This window comes from Okibacterium sp. HSC-33S16 (assembly GCF_024171565.1).
Taxonomy (GTDB): domain Bacteria; phylum Actinomycetota; class Actinomycetes; order Actinomycetales; family Microbacteriaceae; genus Mycetocola_A.
In genome coordinates this window covers 16,811-34,646 of record NZ_JALJZZ010000006.1, presented here as the reverse complement: position 1 = coordinate 34,646, position 17,836 = coordinate 16,811, and the positions used below count along the sequence as shown (strand labels likewise).

Below are 17,836 nucleotides of genomic sequence, written 5' to 3'. Positions count from 1 at the left end.
ATATCCCCCAAAAGCGCCACCCACACATTCGTCAAGGGAGACAGTGTCGTGAAACGCAGCACATCCATCAGCAATCGACTGGGACTCGCTGTAGCGGTCCTCACTGCTGCAACCGTGTCGCTCACCGGCTGCGCGAACTCCGGCAGCGGGCCCGAGGAAATCACCTTCCACATGAGCAAGCCCGAGGCAATCGGCTTCTTCCGGAACCTCGCCACGGAGTTCAACAGCGAGCAGTCGGATGTCCACGTCACCCTCGACACCGCGTCGAACCTCTCCGCCGGATTCCTCCGCGGGAACCCGCCGGACGTCGGGCTCCTCAACTACAACATGGAGATGTCACGGTTCATGGAACGCGGCGCCCTCTCCGATCTCTCCGATATGCCGGAAGCAGACCGGATTCGACCCGAGGTGCAGGATCTCGTCGATCAGTATTCGACCTACCCGGGACGCACCAGCGTGCTGCCGTATTCGATTGCCGCGGCATCCGTCATTTATAACGTTCAGATTTTCGAAGAGAACGGCCTCGAGATTCCCACAACGTGGGACGAACTGATCGATGTCTGCGACACGCTCCTCGACGCCGGGATCACGCCGATCTACAGCACGTTCTCGGAACCGTGGACCGTCGCACAGGGGCTGTTCGACTACACGGTGGGCGGATCGGTCGATGTCGCCGACTTCTACGAACAAATGAACGAGCTCGGCACCGAGGTGGGCCCGGACTCACCGGTCTCGTTCGAGAAGACCCTCAAGGAACCGGTCGAGAAGATGGTTCAGCTCGCCGGGTACTCGAACGATGACGCCGAGAGTCGCAGCTACGGCGACGGCAACGTGGCGTTCGCCAAGGGCCAGGCCGCGATGCTCATGCAGGGGCCGTGGGCACTCGGCGAAATCGCCAAGACAAACAAGGACCTGCGGCTCGGCACGTTCCCGCTGCCCGCGTCGAACGACCCCGAGGACCTCAAGGTGCGGGTGAACCTCGACCTCGCTCTCTGGATCCCCGAGATTGGCAATAGTAAGGAGGCGGCGCGCAAGTTCGTCTCGTTCCTCATGCAGCCGGAGATCATGGACGAGTACAACGCCAGCTTCCTCGGTTTCGGCACCACCACCGACGCGGCGCCGGTGACCGACGAACGCATCCTCGGTATGCAGAAGTTCTACGACGAAGGCAAGTTCTACCAGGGTGCGTCACAACGCGTGCACCTGAGCATCCCGACCGCCAACTATGTGCAGACCATGGCGACGGGTGGCGACGTCGACGCGACACTGCGCCGGCTCGACGCCGACTGGGCACGACTCGCCCTGCGCGACTGAAGCACCAGGAGGGAAACATCATGAGTACTCCCATCACTCCGGCATCGGCGACAGCCGGCTCCCTCGTCTCCGACGCTGAGCGCGGGCGCGCCGCCCACATCGCCGGTTTGCGTTCCCGCCGAGGCAAACCCAAGGTCGACCCGGTCTACTACCTCTTCCTCCTACCGACACTGGTGCTCTTCACCCTGGCGATCACGCTTCCGGCGGTCCTCGGCATCTTCTACAGTTTCACCAACTTCATCGGCTTCGGTGACTGGCAGCTCGTCGGCTTCACCAACTACATTGCGGTGTTCTCCGACCCGGCCGTGCTCTCCAGCTACCTCTTCACCTTCGGGTTCGCCTTCGTCACGGTCATCCTCGTGAACGTGATCGCGTTCCTCCTCGCCGTTGCGCTCACCTCACGCATCCGGTTGAAGACTCCCCTACGCGCGATCTTTGTCATTCCCATGGTCATCTCCGGCATTGTGATCGCCTTCGTGTTCAAGTTCCTGTTCTCGAACTCGCTCCCGGCCTTCGGCGCCGCAACCGGAATTAGCTGGCTCCAGGAGTCGATCCTCACGAACGAGAGCACCGCGTGGATCGGCGTGGTCATCGTCACCGCGTGGCAGTCGATTCCCAGTACCCTGCTGATCTACATCGCCGGGCTGCTGTCGATCCCCGGCGAAGTGTACGAAGCGGCCGACATCGACGGCGCCAACGCCTGGGTTCGCCTCCGCTCGGTCACCCTGCCGCTGGTCGCCGGCTACGTCGTCATCAACGTCATCCTCGGCTTCAAGAACTACCTGGGCGCCTACGACATCATCGTCGGTCTGACCAACGGCGGGCCAGGCACCGCCACCCGCAGCATCGCGATGACCATCTTCACCGGATTCACCGGTGGCGACTACGCCTACCAGATGGCCAACGCCACGCTCTTCTTCATCATCGCGGTCCTGATCTCGATCCTCCAGCTCCGGCTCACCCGCGGAAAGGCGGCCCTCTCATGACGCAAGAACTTTCGCGGCCTCTTGCTCCGGCCGTGGCCGCCTCCGCCGACGGTTCGAAGTCCTCGGGCCGACGCCGTCGCGGCAAGGTCGGCCAGGAAACCACCAACTGGTCGGTCATGGTCATCCTGTTCCTCTGCGCGCTGACCGTGCTGCTGCCGCTCTACGTCACCATCTCGATGTCGCTCAAGAGCACCGCGCAGGCGGTCGACGGCAACGCCTTCTCCCTCCCTGCGCCGATTGACGTCTCCGGCTTCGCCGAGGCCTGGAACCTCACCAACTTCCCGGTCTCCTTCACCATCACCACCCTCGTCACCCTGGGCACCGTCGTCGGCACCGTGCTCCTCGCCGCCCTCGCCTCCTACGCCATCGTGCGCAACTGGGAACACCGACTCTTCCGCTACTCGTTCTTCTACCTGCTCGCCGCCATGTTCCTGCCGTTCCCGGTCGTCGCCCTCCCGCAGATCCAGCTCACCGGCCTCGTCGGCCTCGCGAACCCGGTCGGCGTGACAATCCTGCACATCATGTTCCAGCTCTCCTTCAGCATCCTGCTGTTCACCGCGTTCCTCCGCTCGATTCCCCTCGAACTTGAAGAGAGTGCCCGCATCGACGGCGCCACCACCTGGCAAACCTTCTGGCAACTGATCTTCCCGCTGCTCGCACCGATGAGCGCGACGGTGGCGATCTTCGCGTTCCTCGCCTCCTGGAACGACTTCATGATGCCCTCGCTGATCATCGCCGACGCCTCCCAGCAAACGATCCCCGTGGTGCAGAACATCTTCCAAACCCAATTCAGCACTAACTACAACGTCTCCTTTGCCTCGTACCTCATGGCCATGGCCCCGGCCATCATCGTCTACCTCTTCACCCAGCGTTGGGTGATGGAAGGCGTCACGCAAGGTGCGGTCAAGGGCTGAGATGTCGATCAGCGAAACGGATGCCACGTGGTGGCGTCAAGCGGCCGTCTATCAGATCTATCCACGCAGCTTTGCAGATGCCAACGGTGATGGGCTTGGCGACCTTCCAGGCATCCGTTCTCGCATTCCTTACCTGCGAACGCTGGGCATCGACGCGGTCTGGCTGAGCCCGTTCTACCCGTCAGCCCTCGCGGACGGCGGATACGACGTCGACGACTACCGCGACGTCGACCCGCGGCTCGGCACCCTGGCCGATTTCGACGACCTCGTGGCCGGCCTGCACGCGGCCGGCATCCGGCTCATCGTTGACATTGTGCCCAACCACAGCTCGAACCGGCACGAGTGGTTCGTCGAAGCCCTCGCATCTCCCCCAGGGTCCCCCGCCCGACAGCGCTACATCTTCCGCGACGGGCTCGGGCCGAACAAAGCGCTGCCGCCCGCCGACTGGACCAGCGCGTTCGGTGGCCCCGCGTGGGAGCCGGTCGGTGACGGCCAGTGGTACCTGCACTATTTCGCCACCGAACAGCCCGACCTGAACTGGGACAACCGCGAGGTACGCGACGACTTCCTCACCACCCTTCGGTTCTGGTCCGACCGCGGTGTCGACGGCTTCCGCATCGACGTGGCGCACGGCCTCGCCAAGCAGCTTGACGAGACACTGCCGAGCCAGGCCGACCTCGACGCGACACCAAAGAGCAACGGCGGTCACCCGCTCTGGGACCGCGACGAAGTGCACGACATCTACGCCGAGTGGCGTACCGTCTTCGACAGCTACTCGCCACCGCGCACTGCGGTGGCCGAAGCCTGGGTCGAGTCACACCGCATTCCGCGCTACGCGAGCCCCGAGAGCCTCGGCCAGGCCTTCAACTTCGATCTTCTCGAGGCCAACTTCAATGCGGATGCCTTCCGCCGCGTCGTCGAAGACAACCTTGCGTTGGCCGCGGTGTCCGGCTCGTCAACAACCTGGGTGCTCTCCAACCACGACGTCGTCCGGCACGCCACCCGGTATGGCCTTCCCGAACCCGCGAACCCGAAGGAAAAACACGGCCACGCCTGGCTGCTCACCGGGGGCGTCTCCCCCGTCCTCGACCGGGAGCGCGGTCTGCGGCGGGCTCGTGCGGCCACCCTGTTCGAGCTCGCGCTGCCGGGTTCTGCCTACCTCTACCAGGGTGAAGAACTCGGGCTGCATGAGGTTGCCGATATCCCGGCGGCGAGCAGGCAAGACCCGGCGTTCTTCCGCAACGCGGGTGTTGAGATCGGACGAGACGGGTGCCGAGTACCCCTCCCGTGGACACCCGACCGGCCCTCGTTTGGGTTCGGAACGGCGCCTGCGCATCTTCCCCAGCCCGACTGGTTCGCCTCGGTCTCGGTGTCGGTGCAGGAGCTCGACCCCGACTCGACTCTCGCGCTCTACCGGCGGGCGCTCGACCTGCGCCGCCGGCTGCAGACTGACGAGTCCCTCGAGTGGATTGACTCCCCTGCTCAGGTGGTTCACTTTCGCCGACCGAACGGGTGGGAGATCGTGATGAACTTCGGCTCGGAGCCGACGGACCTGCCGGCCGGAACCCTGTTGCTCTCGAGCACCCGGCTCCGCCACCGCGAGCTCCCGGCCGAGACCACCGTCTGGCTCCAGCAGGGAGCCCCGTCGCTTCCGCTTAGCTGACGAGTACCCGACCGAACGCCTTGCGCAGCGCGTGGATCGCAAGCTCCACCGCAGCGGTGGTCGCGGCGCTGGGCCGCAGCGGGTTGAGCATCATGAAGTCGTGAACGGTGCCGTTATAGCGAACACTGGTTGTTCGCACTCCAGCCTCGGTGAGCTTGCGCGCATATGCCTCGCCTTCGTCTCGAAGGACGTCGTTTTCATCGACAAGAAGCAAAGCCTCCGGTAGCCCGGAAAGTTGGTCGACCGTGGCACGGAGCGGTGAAGCCGTGATGTCCGAGCGCCTCGTCACGTCCGGCAGATAGTTGTCCCAGAACCAGGCCATTGCTTTGGCAGTCAGATACGGCCCGTCAGCGAACTGCCGATAGCTGGCTGTGTCTTGTCCAGCATCGGTAACCGGGTAGTACATCGACTGATGGATGAACGTAACATCGCCCCTTTGCTGAGCAAGGATTGCGAGTGCCGCCGTCATATTGCCACCGACGGAGTCACCGGCAACTGCGAGGCGGGTTGCGTCGAGGCCCTTGGATTCGCCCTCACGAGTGATCCACTGGGCTGTGGCATATGCCTGCTCAATCGCGACCGGATACCGGGATTCAGGTGAACGATCGTACTCAACAAACACCACAGCGGCTTCAGCTCCAACGGCGAGCTCGCGAACGAGGCGGTCGTGGGTACCGGCGTTGCCCAGAACCCACCCTCCGCCGTGCACGTAGAGGATGGTCGGAAGAATCTCCGCCGCTGCGTGGGGTTTGACGATTCGGACACGGACATCGCCCACGGCAGCGGGAACCGTGATCCATTCCTCGTTGACGTCGAGAAGAGCTACCGGCGCTTTCTGGAGATCGTCGAGCACCTTCCGAGCGCCGTCAACTCCGAGTTCGTAAAGAAATGGAGGTTGTGATGTTGCGTCAGCAAGAGCCTGTGCCTCTGGCTCGAGAATGTTGGAGTTCATAGTCTTTCCCTTTCACTAGTGAGCTTGTGTGCGTTGAAGGCGACCGATGTTGGGCGCTTCCACCAGCTAGGACAAGACGCGTTCATCCGTTGTGACGGGACCGTCCTGAGATTTCCCGGGTGCCTCGTGCGCCAATACTGCGGGCTGAATGCGGTCTTCGAAGAAGAGTTGAGACAGCGCGGCCCTCAGCCTGTGACTCAGTGGCAGCTGTCCACGTTCGTTGGGTCGAAGCTCGAGAGGCCGATAGTCGTCTGCCCGAGCAAGTCTTGCGTGCTCGGAGTCGCCGACCTTCCGGTGGACCTCCACATATTCCCCACCGGGGAGTCGGACGACGCGCCCTGTTTCGAAGCCGTGCACAAGCACCTCACTGTCTTTCCTCTGTAAAGCGAGACAGATTCGTCGGGTGAGGCTGAACCCGATCATCGGACCCAGGACAAGCGATACCTGAAGGACGCCGATGATCTGCTCGAGTGCGATGGAGAAATGAGTTGCGATGAGGTCGGCGCTCGCCGCGACCCACAACACCGCGTAGAAGACCATTGCGGCGATGCCGATGCTCGTTCGGATTGAGGTATTGCGGGGGCGATCGAGCAGGTGATGATCGCGCCGGTCACCGGTGATCCATTCTTCGACAAACGGATAGGCGGCCATGGCGAGGAGGTAGACCGTCACCACAGCAAGCGGGACAAGCAACGCCAGAGTCCAGGTGCGATCAAACAGCTGCAATTCCCAGCCCGGAGGCACGAGACGGAGTGCACCGTCAAGGAAGCCGGTGTACCAGTCGGGCTGACTTCCGGCGGAAGCATCTCCAGGAGAGGCTGGGCCATAGAGCCAGATCGGATTCACCGTCACGGTTGCTGACACGAGAACGAGAACTCCCGCGGTGAGAAAGAACAGCCCGGCTGCGCGGGTTGCCACGACGGGTACCAGCGGAGAACCCACGATAGTTTCGTCGGTGCGGTCCCGTCCTGGAAACTGCGCTGGTTTATGCCGCCAACCGGCCAGCCCACGAAGGATGAGGAAGACGAAAAGCGTCGCCGGAACGACGACGACGTGCAGCGGGTAAAGATTTTCGATGACAGCACCCGGAAAGGAGCCACCAAAGAACAGGTACGTCAGCCATGTGCCGATAAGCGGAATCGAGAGAATAATGCCTTCGGTGATTCGCAGCCCGGTGCCCGAGAGCATGTCGTCCGGCAAGGCATAGCCGCTCCAACCGCCCGCCAGGCTGACGACATAGATACCGAAGAGCAACAACCACATGCCTCGTCGCGGCCGACGAAAGGCGCCGGTGAAAAAGGCAACGATCAGTTGCAGCAAGACCGCGGCAGGGAGCATCAGTGCGGACCAGTGGTGGAGCTGTCGCAACAGAAGCCCGCCGGGAACCTCGAAGGTGATGCGCATCATGGATGCGAATGCCTTGGAGACCTCGGCACCGTGCAGCGCCGCGTAGGTGCCGCTGTACCGCGTGGAATCGCTCGACGGAGTATAGAAAAACATCAGAATGAGCCCCGTCACGGTGACGACAAGGACACAGGCCATGGTCACGACTCCGACCAGAGTCGTCCAGTGGTTCGGAACGGTTCTGCGCCGAACGTCAGCGTTCAGTTCAGCGATGCGGTGCCCGAATACCCTGGTGTTCAGCAGCTTGAGGCTGAGTCGGTCACTCAGGGAAGGACGCCGAGGACGGCGGTCAGCGGGCATGAGGGATACCTCCTGAAACGAAGGCTTTCCGCGGCTCTTGCACGGAGAGCAACGACACGATGTCGCGTCCGCTCACAAAGGCCGTCAACCAGACCGCGAGCACCCGGATCTTTCGTTCCCAGGTCGGAATGGCGAGCACGTGGTAGCCCCGGTGCATCAGCCATGCCGGCAGGCCCGTGATCACAATTCTCTTGTACTGGAAGATTCCCCGGCCAAGTCCGAGCGTGGCAACAACCCCGAGCGAATCGTGTCGATAGGGACGCGGACGCTCACCTCGCAGTGACGCGACGATATTGGCTGCCAGTCTCTTGCCCTGGCGCACGGCGTGCTGGGCGTTCGGCACGGTGAACGACCCGGACTGTTCCAAGGCAAGATCGGGAACGGCTGCGTTGTCTCCTGCCGCCCAGGCATTCGCGACGGGCTCATCGAACGTTCCGATTCGGAGATCGGCCCGCACCACAAGCCGGCCGCGTTCGTCCGTTGGCAGGTCAGTGTGTTTAGCGATGATGGGGTGAGCGGCATTTCCCGCCGTCCACACGATGAGGTTGGCGTCGAACGCCTCACCAGTCGAGAGCTCGACATGACCGTCTACGGCGGAAATAACTCGTGTACTGAGATGCACGTGCGCGCCTCGAGATCGAAGCGACTCCACCACCCACAAACCCGGTTTTTCTGTAACTTCGGGAAGTATTCGAGGACTCGCTTCGACAAGATGGAAGGACAACTCGGAGAAGCGAATTTCCGGATAGGACTTGAGGAGCCCGGTTGCGAGGGAAAGCAGTTCCCCAAAGCCTTCAACACCGGAGAAGCCCCCGCCGACAAATGCGAAGGTGAGCAGCCGTTGCCGCTCAGCACCGGAATCAAGGACGGACGCGCGGTCAAAGGCGGTGAGGACTCGATCGCGGATCGCAACGGCTTCCTCAACGTGCTTCATTCCGATGGCGACTTCTTCGGCACCGGGAATCGGAAGCTTCCTGGTAACCGCTCCTGCCGTCACGACTATCGTGTCGTACTCCACCTCCAGCTCCGGCCCATCGGCGGGTTCAACGGTCACCGACCGTGCCGAATGATTGATCATGGTGGCACCACCAGCGAGAATGCGTGTCCGCCGCAAGTGAGAGCGAAGCGAGATCGCCGCATGCCTGGGCTCGATCGAACCGGCGGCGACCTCAGGAAGAAACGGTTGATACGTCATATATGGCCGCGGATCGATGATCAGCAGTTCAGCTTCGTGCGGCTTCAGCCGCTTCTCGAGCTTCCATGCCGTGTAAAAACCGGCATAGCCGCCACCGACGATAACGATCTTGTGCATGCGATGCTCCTTATGTAGACGGGTTCATCACTTAGACCGGACGGGGCGCTCTCGTGTGACATCCCGAGAGCGCCCCGAATCTTCAGATCAGTGCCGGACGATCGAGTTCAGCCACGCCGAGAACGATGTGGCACCACGAAGCTGCCGGGTCACGCGGTCGTCATGTCCCGGCGTCAGCGACTCATCTGTGACGGTGCCGCCAAAGTAGCCGACAGAAATCTCCGGAACTACCTTCCGGGAGTCAGAGGTCGCCTGGAGGAGGTCAGCCGCAACATCCGCCAGACGAAGAGCGTCGGGGCCGGCCAGTTCGATGACGTCGTTGAGAGCGTCTCCGACGGCGATGTGAGCCACCGCTTTCGAGACATCGGCGGCCGCGATCGGCTGCATGAGAACCGGAGCGAGCCGGACGACATCTCCCTCTGTAGCGCCGTCGGCGAGCGCCGAGATGAACTCGAAGAACTGCGTGGCGCGCACGATCGTGTATGGGATCCCGCTCGCCCGCACGATTTCCTCCTGCCGTGCTTTCGCCCGCATGTATCCGATACCAGGGAGTCGGTCGGTCCCGACGATAGACAACACCACGTGGTGCCCGACTCCGGCCTTCTCTTCAGCTGCGACCAAGTTTTGTGTCGACGCTCGGAAGAATTCCATGACCGGGCCGTCTTCAAATGACGGCGCATTCGGGACGTCAACCACAACGTGAGCTCCCTGGAGCACATCATCAAGGCCTTCGCCAGTCACCACGTTGACGCCCGTGGAACGTGACGCGGCAACCACCTCATGGCCTGACTCCTGCAGGATTTGTCCGACGCGACGCCCGATCAGCCCGGTTCCTCCGACGATGACGATCTTCATGTGTAGTCCTTTCATATGCCAGCACGCAGCAAACACCGCGCGACTCATCAGCAACGACCGGGACTACATGCGGTCTGTGACGGCTAGCGGACAATCCGCGTCGACCAAAGTCGGATACCCGCGGCATCAGCTCCCAGCTGGAGACTAAAAGCGGAGATTCCAGCTACCACGCGTCATCACCGTTGACGGCGAACGGCGAAGGCCTTTCAACGACTGAGAGGAACTGGCCAACGAGTAGTCACGCGAGGGCAGGCAGTATCTTGTCGAGCTTGGCCGGATTCACCATCCAAAACAGCTGGTGGATACCTTCAGCAGAAACGCTGACGGTGATGAGCGCAAAGGTTTCGTCGTTGGCCACAAGGCGCAGCGCCGCGCGACCATTGGCCTCGATCCACTGAATGTCAACACCGTCCCAGAACCACTCGGATAGAGCGGCCACGAATTTGACCACACGCGTACGTCCGACCAGTGGAATCCGGGCCGCCTGCCTCGTGCCGCCGCCATCGGAGTAGCTCACGATGTCGTCGGAGAAGATGGTCTCCAGCCCCTCGACGTCTCCGGATTGAGCGGCGCCGAGGAACGCTTCCAGGAAACGCCGTTGTTGGGACGCACCGACCGGTGGATGTTTCTCAGTCGCGAGGTGTTTCCGCGCGCGGCTGACCAACTGACGAGCGTTGGCTTGTTCCACCCCGACAATGGCGGCGATCTGCGCATAGGGATAGTCGAAGGCCTCGCGAAGCACATACGCCGCTCGCTCCGCCGGCGAGAGGCGTTCGAGCAGGAAAAGCACTCCAAGCTCGAGCGTCTCCTCGCTCTCTGCGGCCAGTTCCGGATTAACACCAGTGTCAATCGGCTCAGGGAGCCAGGGCCCAATGTATGCCTCATGCCGTGCCCGCGCAGACGTCATCATGTTGAGAGCGAGGTGCGTTGTCGTTGTCGCCAGGAACGCTGCCGGCTCCCGCACGACGGAACGGTCACAGCCTTGCCAGCGAACCCAGACCTCCTGGACGACATCTTCCGCGTCTGACGCGCTCCCGAGCATCCGATACGCGATTCCAAACAGACGACGTTGCACCGCGGAAAACGCCGCTAATGCCTCATCGAGATCGGGGGACGCTGTCTTCGGAAGGACCGATGCTGATGGATAACTGATGCGACCGGGGCGTCGAGACTCGCGCGGCGACGAAGCCAGCTGCGTTGTTTCATGGGAACGCATTGGTTGTCTTTCGGGTTGGCGACCGTTCACGCCTGCGATTGCCGAGAACGCCCGCAGGTCGGCACCCGTCCAAGCTGTCACTGAAGGTGAGTAAATGTCAAGAAAAAGTCTGGGCGCAACACCGTGATTCCGATTTCCTGTCACAGCACCGGCCTTGGTGCTGTCTGAGTTGGTGAATCATCGACAGGGGTGGTTCACGGAGAAAGGAAACACTCATGTCAGATCAAAGCCCAACGGTCGTGTTCGTGCACGGCGCTTTCGCTGAATCAGCAAGTTGGAATGGTGTCATCGAACGACTGTACGCAATGAGAATCACCTCAGTCGCGGTCGCAAACCCGCTCCGCAGCTTGAGTGGTGATGCGGCATACGTCCGTGACGTCATTGCTTCTATCGACGGCCCGGTCGTTCTCGTCGGGCATTCGTATGGCGGTCTCGTGATCAGCGAAGCGTCAGCCAACAATGACAAGGTCGCGGCCCTCGTTTACGTTTCCGCGTTCGTGCCTGAGCAGGGTGACAGCGCGTTCTCGCTGTCAGCAAGCGCACCGGGCAGCACACTCGGCGAGGCCCTGGATCCGATCCCGCTGTCGACGGGCGGAGTGGAGTTTGTTATTCGTCGGTCGCTTTTCCACAGTCAATTCGCCGCGGATGCTCCAGTACAAGTTGCCGGTCTCATGGGCGCCACCCAACGCCCCATCACCGAGGCAGCACTGCGCGATACCGTCCAGTCGGATCAACCGGGCTGGACCAATCACCCCTCGTGGCATGTATTCGGATCCGAGGACCGCAATATCCCCGCCGCAGTGTTCCGTGCGGGTGCTGAGCGCGCCGGTTCCCGAGGAACGACCGAACTCACCGGCGCGTCACACGCGACCAGTGTGTCGCGGCCGGCTGACGTCGCGTCAACCATCGCTACCGCCGTGCGCACGGTTGCCGAGGCAACAATTACGGTGTGATTCCGCGAGGTAAACGGGGTGCGGCGACGTTCGCTGTCGCACCCCGTCAGTGCGTCCAAAAGAAATTGTCCGAATGCTGTCACAGGTTTGAGGGCTGTCTGGTCTGAATAGGTAGAGGGACGTTCTGCAGACCCTCGATGAATCGACAGGACTATCGCCATGACTACCGACCTCCAAGACGCGCTCTCGGTCTTCGCGACGGTACGCCCTCGCCTCTTCGGCATCGCCTATCGAATGCTCGGAAGCGCTCACGAGGCGGAAGACATTGTGCAAGAGGCGTGGCTTCGATGGCAGGGTACAAACCGATCTGTTGTCGAGAATCCCGCTGCCTTTCTCGCCACGACAACGACTCGTCTCGCCATCAACGCACTCCAGTCCGCACGAGCGAGGCGCGAGACATACGTCGGCCCGTGGCTACCCGAACCCGTCGACACCCGCAACGACCCCGCGCTGGGGGCGGAACGCGCTGAAGCGCTGAACTTCGCCGTCCTGGTCATGCTGGAACGGCTCACACCAACTGAACGCGCCGCTTACGTTCTCCGGGAAGCCTTCGCCTACTCGTACACACAGATTTGCGAGATCGTTCAGGTCTCAGAAGTGGCAACTCGACAACTCGTCAGTCGAGCACGCAAGCATCTCGAGGGAGAGCGCCGACGGCAGGTCTCAACGACGGAGCAGCGCCGGCTCCTTTCCGCATTCCTTTCCGCCGCACAGACCGGCCAGCTCGAAGACCTCGAGCGCCTCTTCGCGGCAGATATTGTCTCGTACTCTGACGGTGGCGGAATCGTCCGCGCTTCCAAGTTCCCCGTGCGCGGGAGGGTGACGGTGGCGAAGTTCGTTCGTGCCTTCCAGAGGCAGTTCTGGACCGGCGTTCGAATCGAGGAAACCACACTGAACGGCCAACCCGCGGTCGTACTCTCTCGGGACGAGAGCGTTTTCGCTGTTGTCTCAGTCGTCGCGTCCATCGATGGCATCGACCAGCTGCTGTGGATGATGAATCCGCACAAGCTCGGTGCCGTGACTTCCCGTGTCGCGTGATGATGTCATCGCCCGTTTGCTCAACGCACTGAACACCGGCGATGACCTCGCTCTCGCCGCTGTGTTCAAGAACTCAGTGCGAATGGTCCTCGACACCGGCGACGAAACCGGCGGTGTGATTCACGGTCGCTCTTTGTGCGCCGCCCGGTTGCAGAGCTTTCGTCACGCATACGACGGTGCATTCTTTGTGGAGGTTTCTGTCAACGGAGCTCCTGGACTGGCGCTTCGACTGTGCGACGGATGGGATGTCGGGGTTCTCACCGCTGGTTACAGCCTCACCGGGCAGATTGACCGCCTGTGGCTCTCTGCCGCACCCCGGAAGCTTCTCCCGTGGAACCGACAGCGATTTCCGGAGCTCTGAAGGGTGAACGCGTCACAGACGCAGGTGCCGTTCGGTCAAAGCTGGCACGGGGAGGAGAACCATCCCCACAGCCAGAAAGGAACACCATGAAAATCGTCGTCATCGGAGGCACTGGCCTCATCGGATCGAAACTCGTGTCCACCTTGGGAGATCACGGTCACCTCGCGATCGCGGCTTCGCCCGCTTCGGGTGTAGACACCCTCACCGGCGCCGGCCTATCCGAAGTGCTGGCCGGCGCAGACGTCGTTGTTGACGTTTCCAACTCCCCCTCCTTTGAAGAACGGGCGGTGATGGACTTTTTCACCACGTCAACAACGAATCTCTTGTCCGCCTCACGCACCGCAGGCATCCGTCACTATGTTGCACTGTCGGTTGTCGGAACCGACCGGCTCTCCGAGAGCCCCTATTTCCGCGCGAAGATTGCTCAGGAGCGACTCATCGTTCAGGGTGGACTCCCGTACAGCATCGTCCACGCGACCCAGTTCTTTGAGTTCGTGACAAGTATCGCGGATTCGGCGACAGTCGATGGGGAGGTCCATCTGGCCCACGCGGGGATTCGGCCGATGGCCGCCACTGACGTAGCGGCAGCGGTCGCGGAAACTGCTGTCGACGAGCCGACGAACGCTGTGATCGAGGTGGCCGGGCCTGACGAGTGGTATCTCGACGATCTGGTGCGAACCGGATTGGAGTTTCGTGAAGACGGCCGACGCGTTGTCGCTGATCCCGCCGCTCGGTACTTTGGTGCACTTCTCGACCCCCACACTTTGTTGCCCGCAGCCGAGGCCCGCCTTGCTGCGACTCGCTTCCAGAGCTGGCTGCCGGCGAACCCGGTGCCTGTGGGTCGCTAGCAACCCACGTGACCCGCACTAATCCATAGACCATCCAAGGAGGACTGCAATGACTCATCACGACGGTTTTCACACCTTCGAATATCCCGATACCGCCGGGTACCCTGACGGTGCTGGTTTTCTCGATGAAGGAACGGCCAGGCTCATCGCAGAAGTGACAGCCGATGCTGCCCGAGAGGTTGATCGACCATCAGCGGAGACGAACTCGGAAATCACACTACGTCGGTATGACGATGAAAGTGTCTACGTGGCAATGATGGACTCGCAGGAAATCGCGACTCTTCGATTCGCCGTCGAGGACGACCGGATCGACGTGCTGGCGACAACCGTTGACCCGGCATTTCGGGGGCGCGGTCTCGCCGCCGACCTGATCGCCGATGCGCTCGACGACATCCGCTCACAAGGAAGACACATACGCGTGTACTGCGGGGTTGTTGCCGCTTTCATCACGAGGTACCCGCAGTATGCCGATCTCGTCGATCCGGCGAGATAGAACTTCGTCGCCCGGCTCTCATACTGAGCACCCCGGCATCAGGCAGACAGCCACATGCCGGGGTGTTTGCGAGTGTGACTGGCGGGCGCCACTCAGACGGTGTTCCAGTGACGCAGCATCAAGGGGCGCAACCGTATCCACACCACGCTGACCAGGCGTCCGGTGAAGTCAATCGTGATTGTTGCCGTTGTTTCATCGTCCTGACGAAGAAAGAGGCCGGCTTGACCGTTGACGGAACGCTCGAGAAGGCATCGTCCCGGTTGGCCTCCCATGCCGAGAAGGAGGAGCGCGACCGCGTCATATTCACCGTCGACCACCTTGATGGAGTGTTGTTCGGCATGACCATCGTCGACGACGACGGCGACAGCGGGTTCAAGCAGCGAAGCGAGGCGAGCGGCGTCTCCGTCCTCGAGCGCCAGCCGCAAATTTCGGACCGCCCGGTAGTGGGTCGGTCGCGCTAGCCATTCCCAGGCCATGGCCCACGGTGTCGGCGAGGAGTGCTGAACCGATGAGTATTGTGCAGTGCTGAGTGACATGATGATCCCCGGTTGGTGATGTACCACGCCCGGTCTCCTTTCAGCCCGTTCGCGAATCCGCTTCAGCGGAACTGCAAGCTAAGACCAGATGAGACGTGACGCTGTGACCGTTCCATCGGGAACTTTGTCATGGCCAGCCGCGCACCGATGGACCGATGTCCTTTATACGCTTTAGGCTTCCGGCATGGAAGGGAACTCGAACATTCGCGTCGTTTCGGTTGCGGATACACCCTGGCAGGACGTCCAGGCGGTGTTCGGCACCCGAGGCGACCCGTCGACCTGCTGGTGCCAGTTCTTCAAGATGAACAAGGCCGACTGGAAGGAAGCCAGCCGAGCGACCTGCGAACCCTTGCTGGCCGAGCAGGTTCGAGAACTCGACCCGCCACCCGGCGTGATCGCATACCTGGGTGACGAACCCGTCGGCTGGTCAGCCGTCGAACCGCGGCGCAATTACCCCGAGCTGCACCGCACGCGCGTTGCGGCCGATCCCGACCCGGCTGACGACCCGTCGATCTGGTCAGTGACCTGCTTCGTGGTTCGAGTTGGTTTTCGTAAGAAGGGCATCGCGACCGCACTCCTCGCCGGCGCGATCGAGCAGGCACGAGCTCACGGTGCGACAGTGCTCGAGGGCTACCCGGTCGACCCGACCGCCCGCGAGAAAGTCGCGTCAGCCGACCTCTACTACGGCATCGTCTCGCAGTTCCTTGCCAACGGCTTCACCGAGGTGTCTCGGCCGAAACCCGACCGGGCGCTCATGCGCCTCAACCTCACGATCTGAAGCCCCGGTCGTTCGTCAGCCGGAGAGTCCCAGCGTCTCGAGGAACAAGGCGGCGAAGCGCGGTGCGTCCACGTCGACAGCGACGTCGATCACCGTCCAGTCCCCGACTCCGCCGTGAATCGCGTCCTCACCCGAATACCGGCGCCGATCGACAACGGTCTGCCCGCGGCCATAGCCCGCCAGTTCGACCCGCACCGGCCGCCGCTCGACGACCAGAGCGTCAGGGGCAACGAGCGCGCACACCGCGCCGGCGTCACCGATGAGCCCGGTGTAAACGAGCGAGCGGTCCTCGCTCAGGGCGACCCGGTTGCCCAGCAGCGCACCGACCACCCGCCCCAGCGGCGAGTCGCCCACGGCCAGTGTCTCGGCGATCGCCGCGTCCACGGTCACCTGGTTGAACACGTCGAGTCCGTACATGAACACCGGTACCCCCGCGCCGAGGACGATGGCTGCGGCCTCCGGGTCGTGCCAGACGTTGAATTCGGCCACGGCTGTCGCATTCCCCACACTCGCCGAGCCGCCCATGAAGACGATGCGCTCAATCTTCTCGAGCACCTCGGGGTGAGTGCGCACGAGCAACGCCAGGTTTGTCTGCGGGGCGAGCGCGACGAGGGTGACCGGCTCGGCACTGTCTATGAGCGTGCGGCGCATTAGTTCGACCGCGCTGACATCCGCTGCCTGCCGGCTCGTTGGCGGCAGAGTCAGCCCGCCAAGCCCGTCGGCACCGTGCACGTGCGAGGCGACGCGCGGCGCGGCCAGGAGCGGTCGGACAGCGCCGGCAGCGACCGGGATCGCCGGAGCATTCGCCGCGTCGAGGATGCGCAGCGTGTTGTCGACGACCTGCTCGAGCGGAGCGTTCCCCGCCACACAGGTCACGGCGCGCACATCGATCGCGGGATGCGTCGCCGCAAAAAGCAAAGCCAGGGCGTCATCGACACCGGTATCAACGTCGAGGATCACGGGAAGAGTGCGCATTCGACCAGCTTACGATTCCCCGCCGGGCACCCCGTCCAGCAGCTCGCGCAGCCACCCAGCGCCCCGGGTCACCGCTCCGAGCGCCTCCACGCGCACCCGCAGGCCGCGATCACTTGTCACCACGGTGACGGATGCCCCTGGCTCAGCCATCAAGCGGCTCACTTCGGTGACGATCCTCGAGTCACCGTCTGTCGACGAGCGCACCACCGAGAATCGTTCAGCGTCGTCCACGGTGGCCTCGTTCGCCCGCCCCTCGAGCACAGCAACCACATCCGGCCACCAGTGTGACTGCGGCAGTCCCAACTGCTCGGCGGGCAGGCCGGTCATGGCCAGCGCCTGCAGCTGTGATCCGAGTCGGTCGGCCGCTCCGGCGCGGTCGTTCCACCAGCCGTCCGGCCGGGAGCCGACAACGTTGGCCATGTCGACTACGAGCACCGGTCGACGGTCAAGGTCACGCCGGAGGGCGGGCCACGCCGACTCAAAACCGGGGTGCAGCGGCAGCGTGTCCACCTCATCGAGCGGAACCCACCGCACGTCGAGGCTCTCCGGGTCGGCAATCCGCGGGTCGAACGGAGCGATCGCGTCGGCCACCACGGTGACGTACGACCAAATGTCGAGATCGAGAGTCGCCGAGAATCGTGGCCGAAGAGCATCCGTTGGCACCGCCGCTTCTTCGTTCGCCTCACGGATGGCACCATCGACGGCACCCTCGCCCTCGTGGCGCGCGCCGCCGGGCAGCCCCCAGGTGCCACCGAAGTGACTCCACAGGGCGCGGTGCTGCAGCAGGATCCCGCGATCGGCGTCTACGACGAGCAGCCCGGCTGCGCCGAAACGGCCCCAGTATTTGGAGCCGTCCTCGGCGTGCACCCAGGCGTCGCCCGGGTTGCGCGGGTGCGGGGGAACAAACTCGCTGGTCACAATTCAGCTTCTCACGAGTT

General features: G+C 62.7%; 18 protein-coding genes. 10 read left to right on the top strand and 8 right to left on the bottom strand.

The window, feature by feature from the left end; all coding sequences use genetic code 11:
* The first annotated feature begins 48 nt into the window (after positions 1-48).
* Genes L1277_RS13360 through L1277_RS13345 form a run of 4 tightly spaced genes read left to right on the top strand, consistent with a single transcriptional unit; the run spans position 49 to position 4,877 of the window.
* Positions 49-1,314 (top strand): extracellular solute-binding protein, encoded by a 1,266-nt coding sequence (locus L1277_RS13360; protein ID WP_308215106.1) that lies wholly within the window; start codon positions 49-51, stop codon positions 1,312-1,314.
* 20 nt (positions 1,315-1,334) lie between these two features.
* Positions 1,335-2,300 carry a carbohydrate ABC transporter permease gene (locus tag L1277_RS13355; RefSeq protein WP_253377048.1) on the top strand — a complete coding sequence of 322 codons (966 nt, stop codon included), beginning with the start codon at positions 1,335-1,337 and terminating at the stop codon, positions 2,298-2,300.
* Complete coding sequence (locus L1277_RS13350) at positions 2,297-3,214, top strand: carbohydrate ABC transporter permease (protein ID WP_253377046.1); 918 nt, start codon at positions 2,297-2,299, stop codon at positions 3,212-3,214. The genes L1277_RS13355 and L1277_RS13350 overlap by 4 nt, the downstream gene beginning before the upstream one ends.
* 1 nt (position 3,215) lies before the next feature.
* Positions 3,216-4,877, top strand: a complete 1,662-nt coding sequence (locus L1277_RS13345; RefSeq protein WP_253377044.1) for a glycoside hydrolase family 13 protein — start codon at positions 3,216-3,218, stop codon at positions 4,875-4,877.
* Here L1277_RS13345 and L1277_RS13340 read toward each other — a convergent pair.
* The 5 genes from L1277_RS13340 to sigJ form a co-directional block, all read right to left on the bottom strand.
* Complete coding sequence (locus tag L1277_RS13340) at positions 4,870-5,829, bottom strand: alpha/beta hydrolase (RefSeq protein WP_253377042.1); 960 nt, start codon at positions 5,827-5,829, stop codon at positions 4,870-4,872. The two genes, L1277_RS13345 and L1277_RS13340, sit on opposite strands and share 8 nt — an antisense overlap.
* 66 nt (positions 5,830-5,895) lie before the next feature.
* On the bottom strand, positions 5,896-7,533 hold the full coding sequence (locus L1277_RS13335) for a cytochrome b N-terminal domain-containing protein (RefSeq protein WP_253377040.1): 1,638 nt from the start codon (positions 7,531-7,533) through the stop codon (positions 5,896-5,898).
* The gene (locus L1277_RS13330; protein ID WP_253377038.1) at positions 7,523-8,845 is read right to left on the bottom strand and encodes an NAD(P)/FAD-dependent oxidoreductase; all 1,323 of its coding nucleotides are present in this window, start codon (positions 8,843-8,845) and stop codon (positions 7,523-7,525) included. Before L1277_RS13330 ends, L1277_RS13335 begins: the two co-directional genes overlap by 11 nt.
* A gap of 87 nt (positions 8,846-8,932) precedes the next feature.
* The gene (locus L1277_RS13325) at positions 8,933-9,700 is read right to left on the bottom strand and encodes an SDR family oxidoreductase (RefSeq protein ID WP_253377036.1); all 768 of its coding nucleotides are present in this window, start codon (positions 9,698-9,700) and stop codon (positions 8,933-8,935) included.
* Between the two features lie 238 nt (positions 9,701-9,938).
* Positions 9,939-10,916, bottom strand: a complete 978-nt coding sequence (sigJ, locus tag L1277_RS13320) for an RNA polymerase sigma factor SigJ (RefSeq protein WP_253377035.1) — start codon at positions 10,914-10,916, stop codon at positions 9,939-9,941.
* 215 nt (positions 10,917-11,131) lie between these two features.
* Here sigJ and L1277_RS13315 point away from each other — a divergent pair, with 215 nt between their 5' ends.
* The 5 genes from L1277_RS13315 to L1277_RS13295 all read left to right on the top strand — a co-directional run bounded on the left by L1277_RS13315 (position 11,132) and on the right by L1277_RS13295 (position 14,609).
* Complete coding sequence (locus tag L1277_RS13315; protein WP_253377034.1) at positions 11,132-11,869, top strand: alpha/beta fold hydrolase; 738 nt, start codon at positions 11,132-11,134, stop codon at positions 11,867-11,869.
* 159 nt (positions 11,870-12,028) lie between these two features.
* Complete coding sequence (locus L1277_RS13310; RefSeq protein ID WP_253377033.1) at positions 12,029-12,907, top strand: RNA polymerase sigma-70 factor; 879 nt, start codon at positions 12,029-12,031, stop codon at positions 12,905-12,907.
* Positions 12,897-13,268 (top strand): hypothetical protein, encoded by a 372-nt coding sequence (locus L1277_RS13305; protein ID WP_253377032.1) that lies wholly within the window; start codon positions 12,897-12,899, stop codon positions 13,266-13,268. Before L1277_RS13310 ends, L1277_RS13305 begins: the two co-directional genes overlap by 11 nt.
* 86 nt (positions 13,269-13,354) lie before the next feature.
* Positions 13,355-14,116, top strand: a complete 762-nt coding sequence (locus tag L1277_RS13300) for an SDR family oxidoreductase (protein WP_253377030.1) — start codon at positions 13,355-13,357, stop codon at positions 14,114-14,116.
* 49 nt (positions 14,117-14,165) lie between these two features.
* Positions 14,166-14,609 carry a GNAT family N-acetyltransferase gene (locus L1277_RS13295; RefSeq protein WP_253377028.1) on the top strand — a complete coding sequence of 148 codons (444 nt, stop codon included), beginning with the start codon at positions 14,166-14,168 and terminating at the stop codon, positions 14,607-14,609.
* Between the two features lie 92 nt (positions 14,610-14,701).
* Here L1277_RS13295 and L1277_RS13290 read toward each other — a convergent pair whose 3' ends face one another.
* Entirely contained in the window at positions 14,702-15,145 is a 444-nt protein-coding gene (locus L1277_RS13290; RefSeq protein ID WP_253377026.1) for a hypothetical protein, read from the bottom strand.
* A gap of 184 nt (positions 15,146-15,329) precedes the next feature.
* Between L1277_RS13290 and L1277_RS13285 the strand changes: the two genes are divergently transcribed.
* Positions 15,330-15,923 carry a GNAT family N-acetyltransferase gene (locus L1277_RS13285; protein WP_253377024.1) on the top strand — a complete coding sequence of 198 codons (594 nt, stop codon included), beginning with the start codon at positions 15,330-15,332 and terminating at the stop codon, positions 15,921-15,923.
* Between the two features lie 15 nt (positions 15,924-15,938).
* Here the strand turns inward: L1277_RS13285 and L1277_RS13280 are convergent, their stop codons facing one another.
* Together L1277_RS13280 and L1277_RS13275 are read right to left on the bottom strand one after the other, a co-directional pair.
* Positions 15,939-16,898, bottom strand: a complete 960-nt coding sequence (locus L1277_RS13280; RefSeq protein WP_253377022.1) for a nucleoside hydrolase — start codon at positions 16,896-16,898, stop codon at positions 15,939-15,941.
* A gap of 9 nt (positions 16,899-16,907) precedes the next feature.
* Positions 16,908-17,816, bottom strand: coding sequence for an NUDIX hydrolase (locus tag L1277_RS13275; RefSeq protein ID WP_253377020.1), 909 nt, complete (start codon positions 17,814-17,816; stop codon positions 16,908-16,910).
* Positions 17,817-17,836: the final 20 nt, after the last annotated feature.

What these genes read in the sequence shown, in the direction of transcription:
- L1277_RS13345 (WP_253377044.1), top strand. Translation starts at nt 3,216, where the DNA reads ATGTCGATCAGCGAAACGGATGCCACGTGGTGGCGTCAAGCGGCCGTC.
- sigJ (WP_253377035.1), bottom strand. Translation starts at nt 10,916, where the DNA reads ATGCGTTCCCATGAAACAACGCAGCTGGCTTCGTCGCCGCGCGAGTCT.
- L1277_RS13315 (WP_253377034.1), top strand. Translation starts at nt 11,132, where the DNA reads ATGTCAGATCAAAGCCCAACGGTCGTGTTCGTGCACGGCGCTTTCGCT.
- L1277_RS13330 (WP_253377038.1), bottom strand. Translation starts at nt 8,845, where the DNA reads ATGCACAAGATCGTTATCGTCGGTGGCGGCTATGCCGGTTTTTACACG.
- L1277_RS13340 (WP_253377042.1), bottom strand. Translation starts at nt 5,829, where the DNA reads ATGAACTCCAACATTCTCGAGCCAGAGGCACAGGCTCTTGCTGACGCA.
- L1277_RS13310 (WP_253377033.1), top strand. Translation starts at nt 12,029, where the DNA reads ATGACTACCGACCTCCAAGACGCGCTCTCGGTCTTCGCGACGGTACGC.
- L1277_RS13280 (WP_253377022.1), bottom strand. Translation starts at nt 16,898, where the DNA reads ATGCGCACTCTTCCCGTGATCCTCGACGTTGATACCGGTGTCGATGAC.
- L1277_RS13350 (WP_253377046.1), top strand. Translation starts at nt 2,297, where the DNA reads ATGACGCAAGAACTTTCGCGGCCTCTTGCTCCGGCCGTGGCCGCCTCC.
- L1277_RS13290 (WP_253377026.1), bottom strand. Translation starts at nt 15,145, where the DNA reads ATGTCACTCAGCACTGCACAATACTCATCGGTTCAGCACTCCTCGCCG.
- L1277_RS13335 (WP_253377040.1), bottom strand. Translation starts at nt 7,533, where the DNA reads ATGCCCGCTGACCGCCGTCCTCGGCGTCCTTCCCTGAGTGACCGACTC.
- L1277_RS13285 (WP_253377024.1), top strand. Translation starts at nt 15,330, where the DNA reads ATGGAAGGGAACTCGAACATTCGCGTCGTTTCGGTTGCGGATACACCC.
- L1277_RS13295 (WP_253377028.1), top strand. Translation starts at nt 14,166, where the DNA reads ATGACTCATCACGACGGTTTTCACACCTTCGAATATCCCGATACCGCC.
- L1277_RS13355 (WP_253377048.1), top strand. Translation starts at nt 1,335, where the DNA reads ATGAGTACTCCCATCACTCCGGCATCGGCGACAGCCGGCTCCCTCGTC.
- L1277_RS13325 (WP_253377036.1), bottom strand. Translation starts at nt 9,700, where the DNA reads ATGAAGATCGTCATCGTCGGAGGAACCGGGCTGATCGGGCGTCGCGTC.
- L1277_RS13300 (WP_253377030.1), top strand. Translation starts at nt 13,355, where the DNA reads ATGAAAATCGTCGTCATCGGAGGCACTGGCCTCATCGGATCGAAACTC.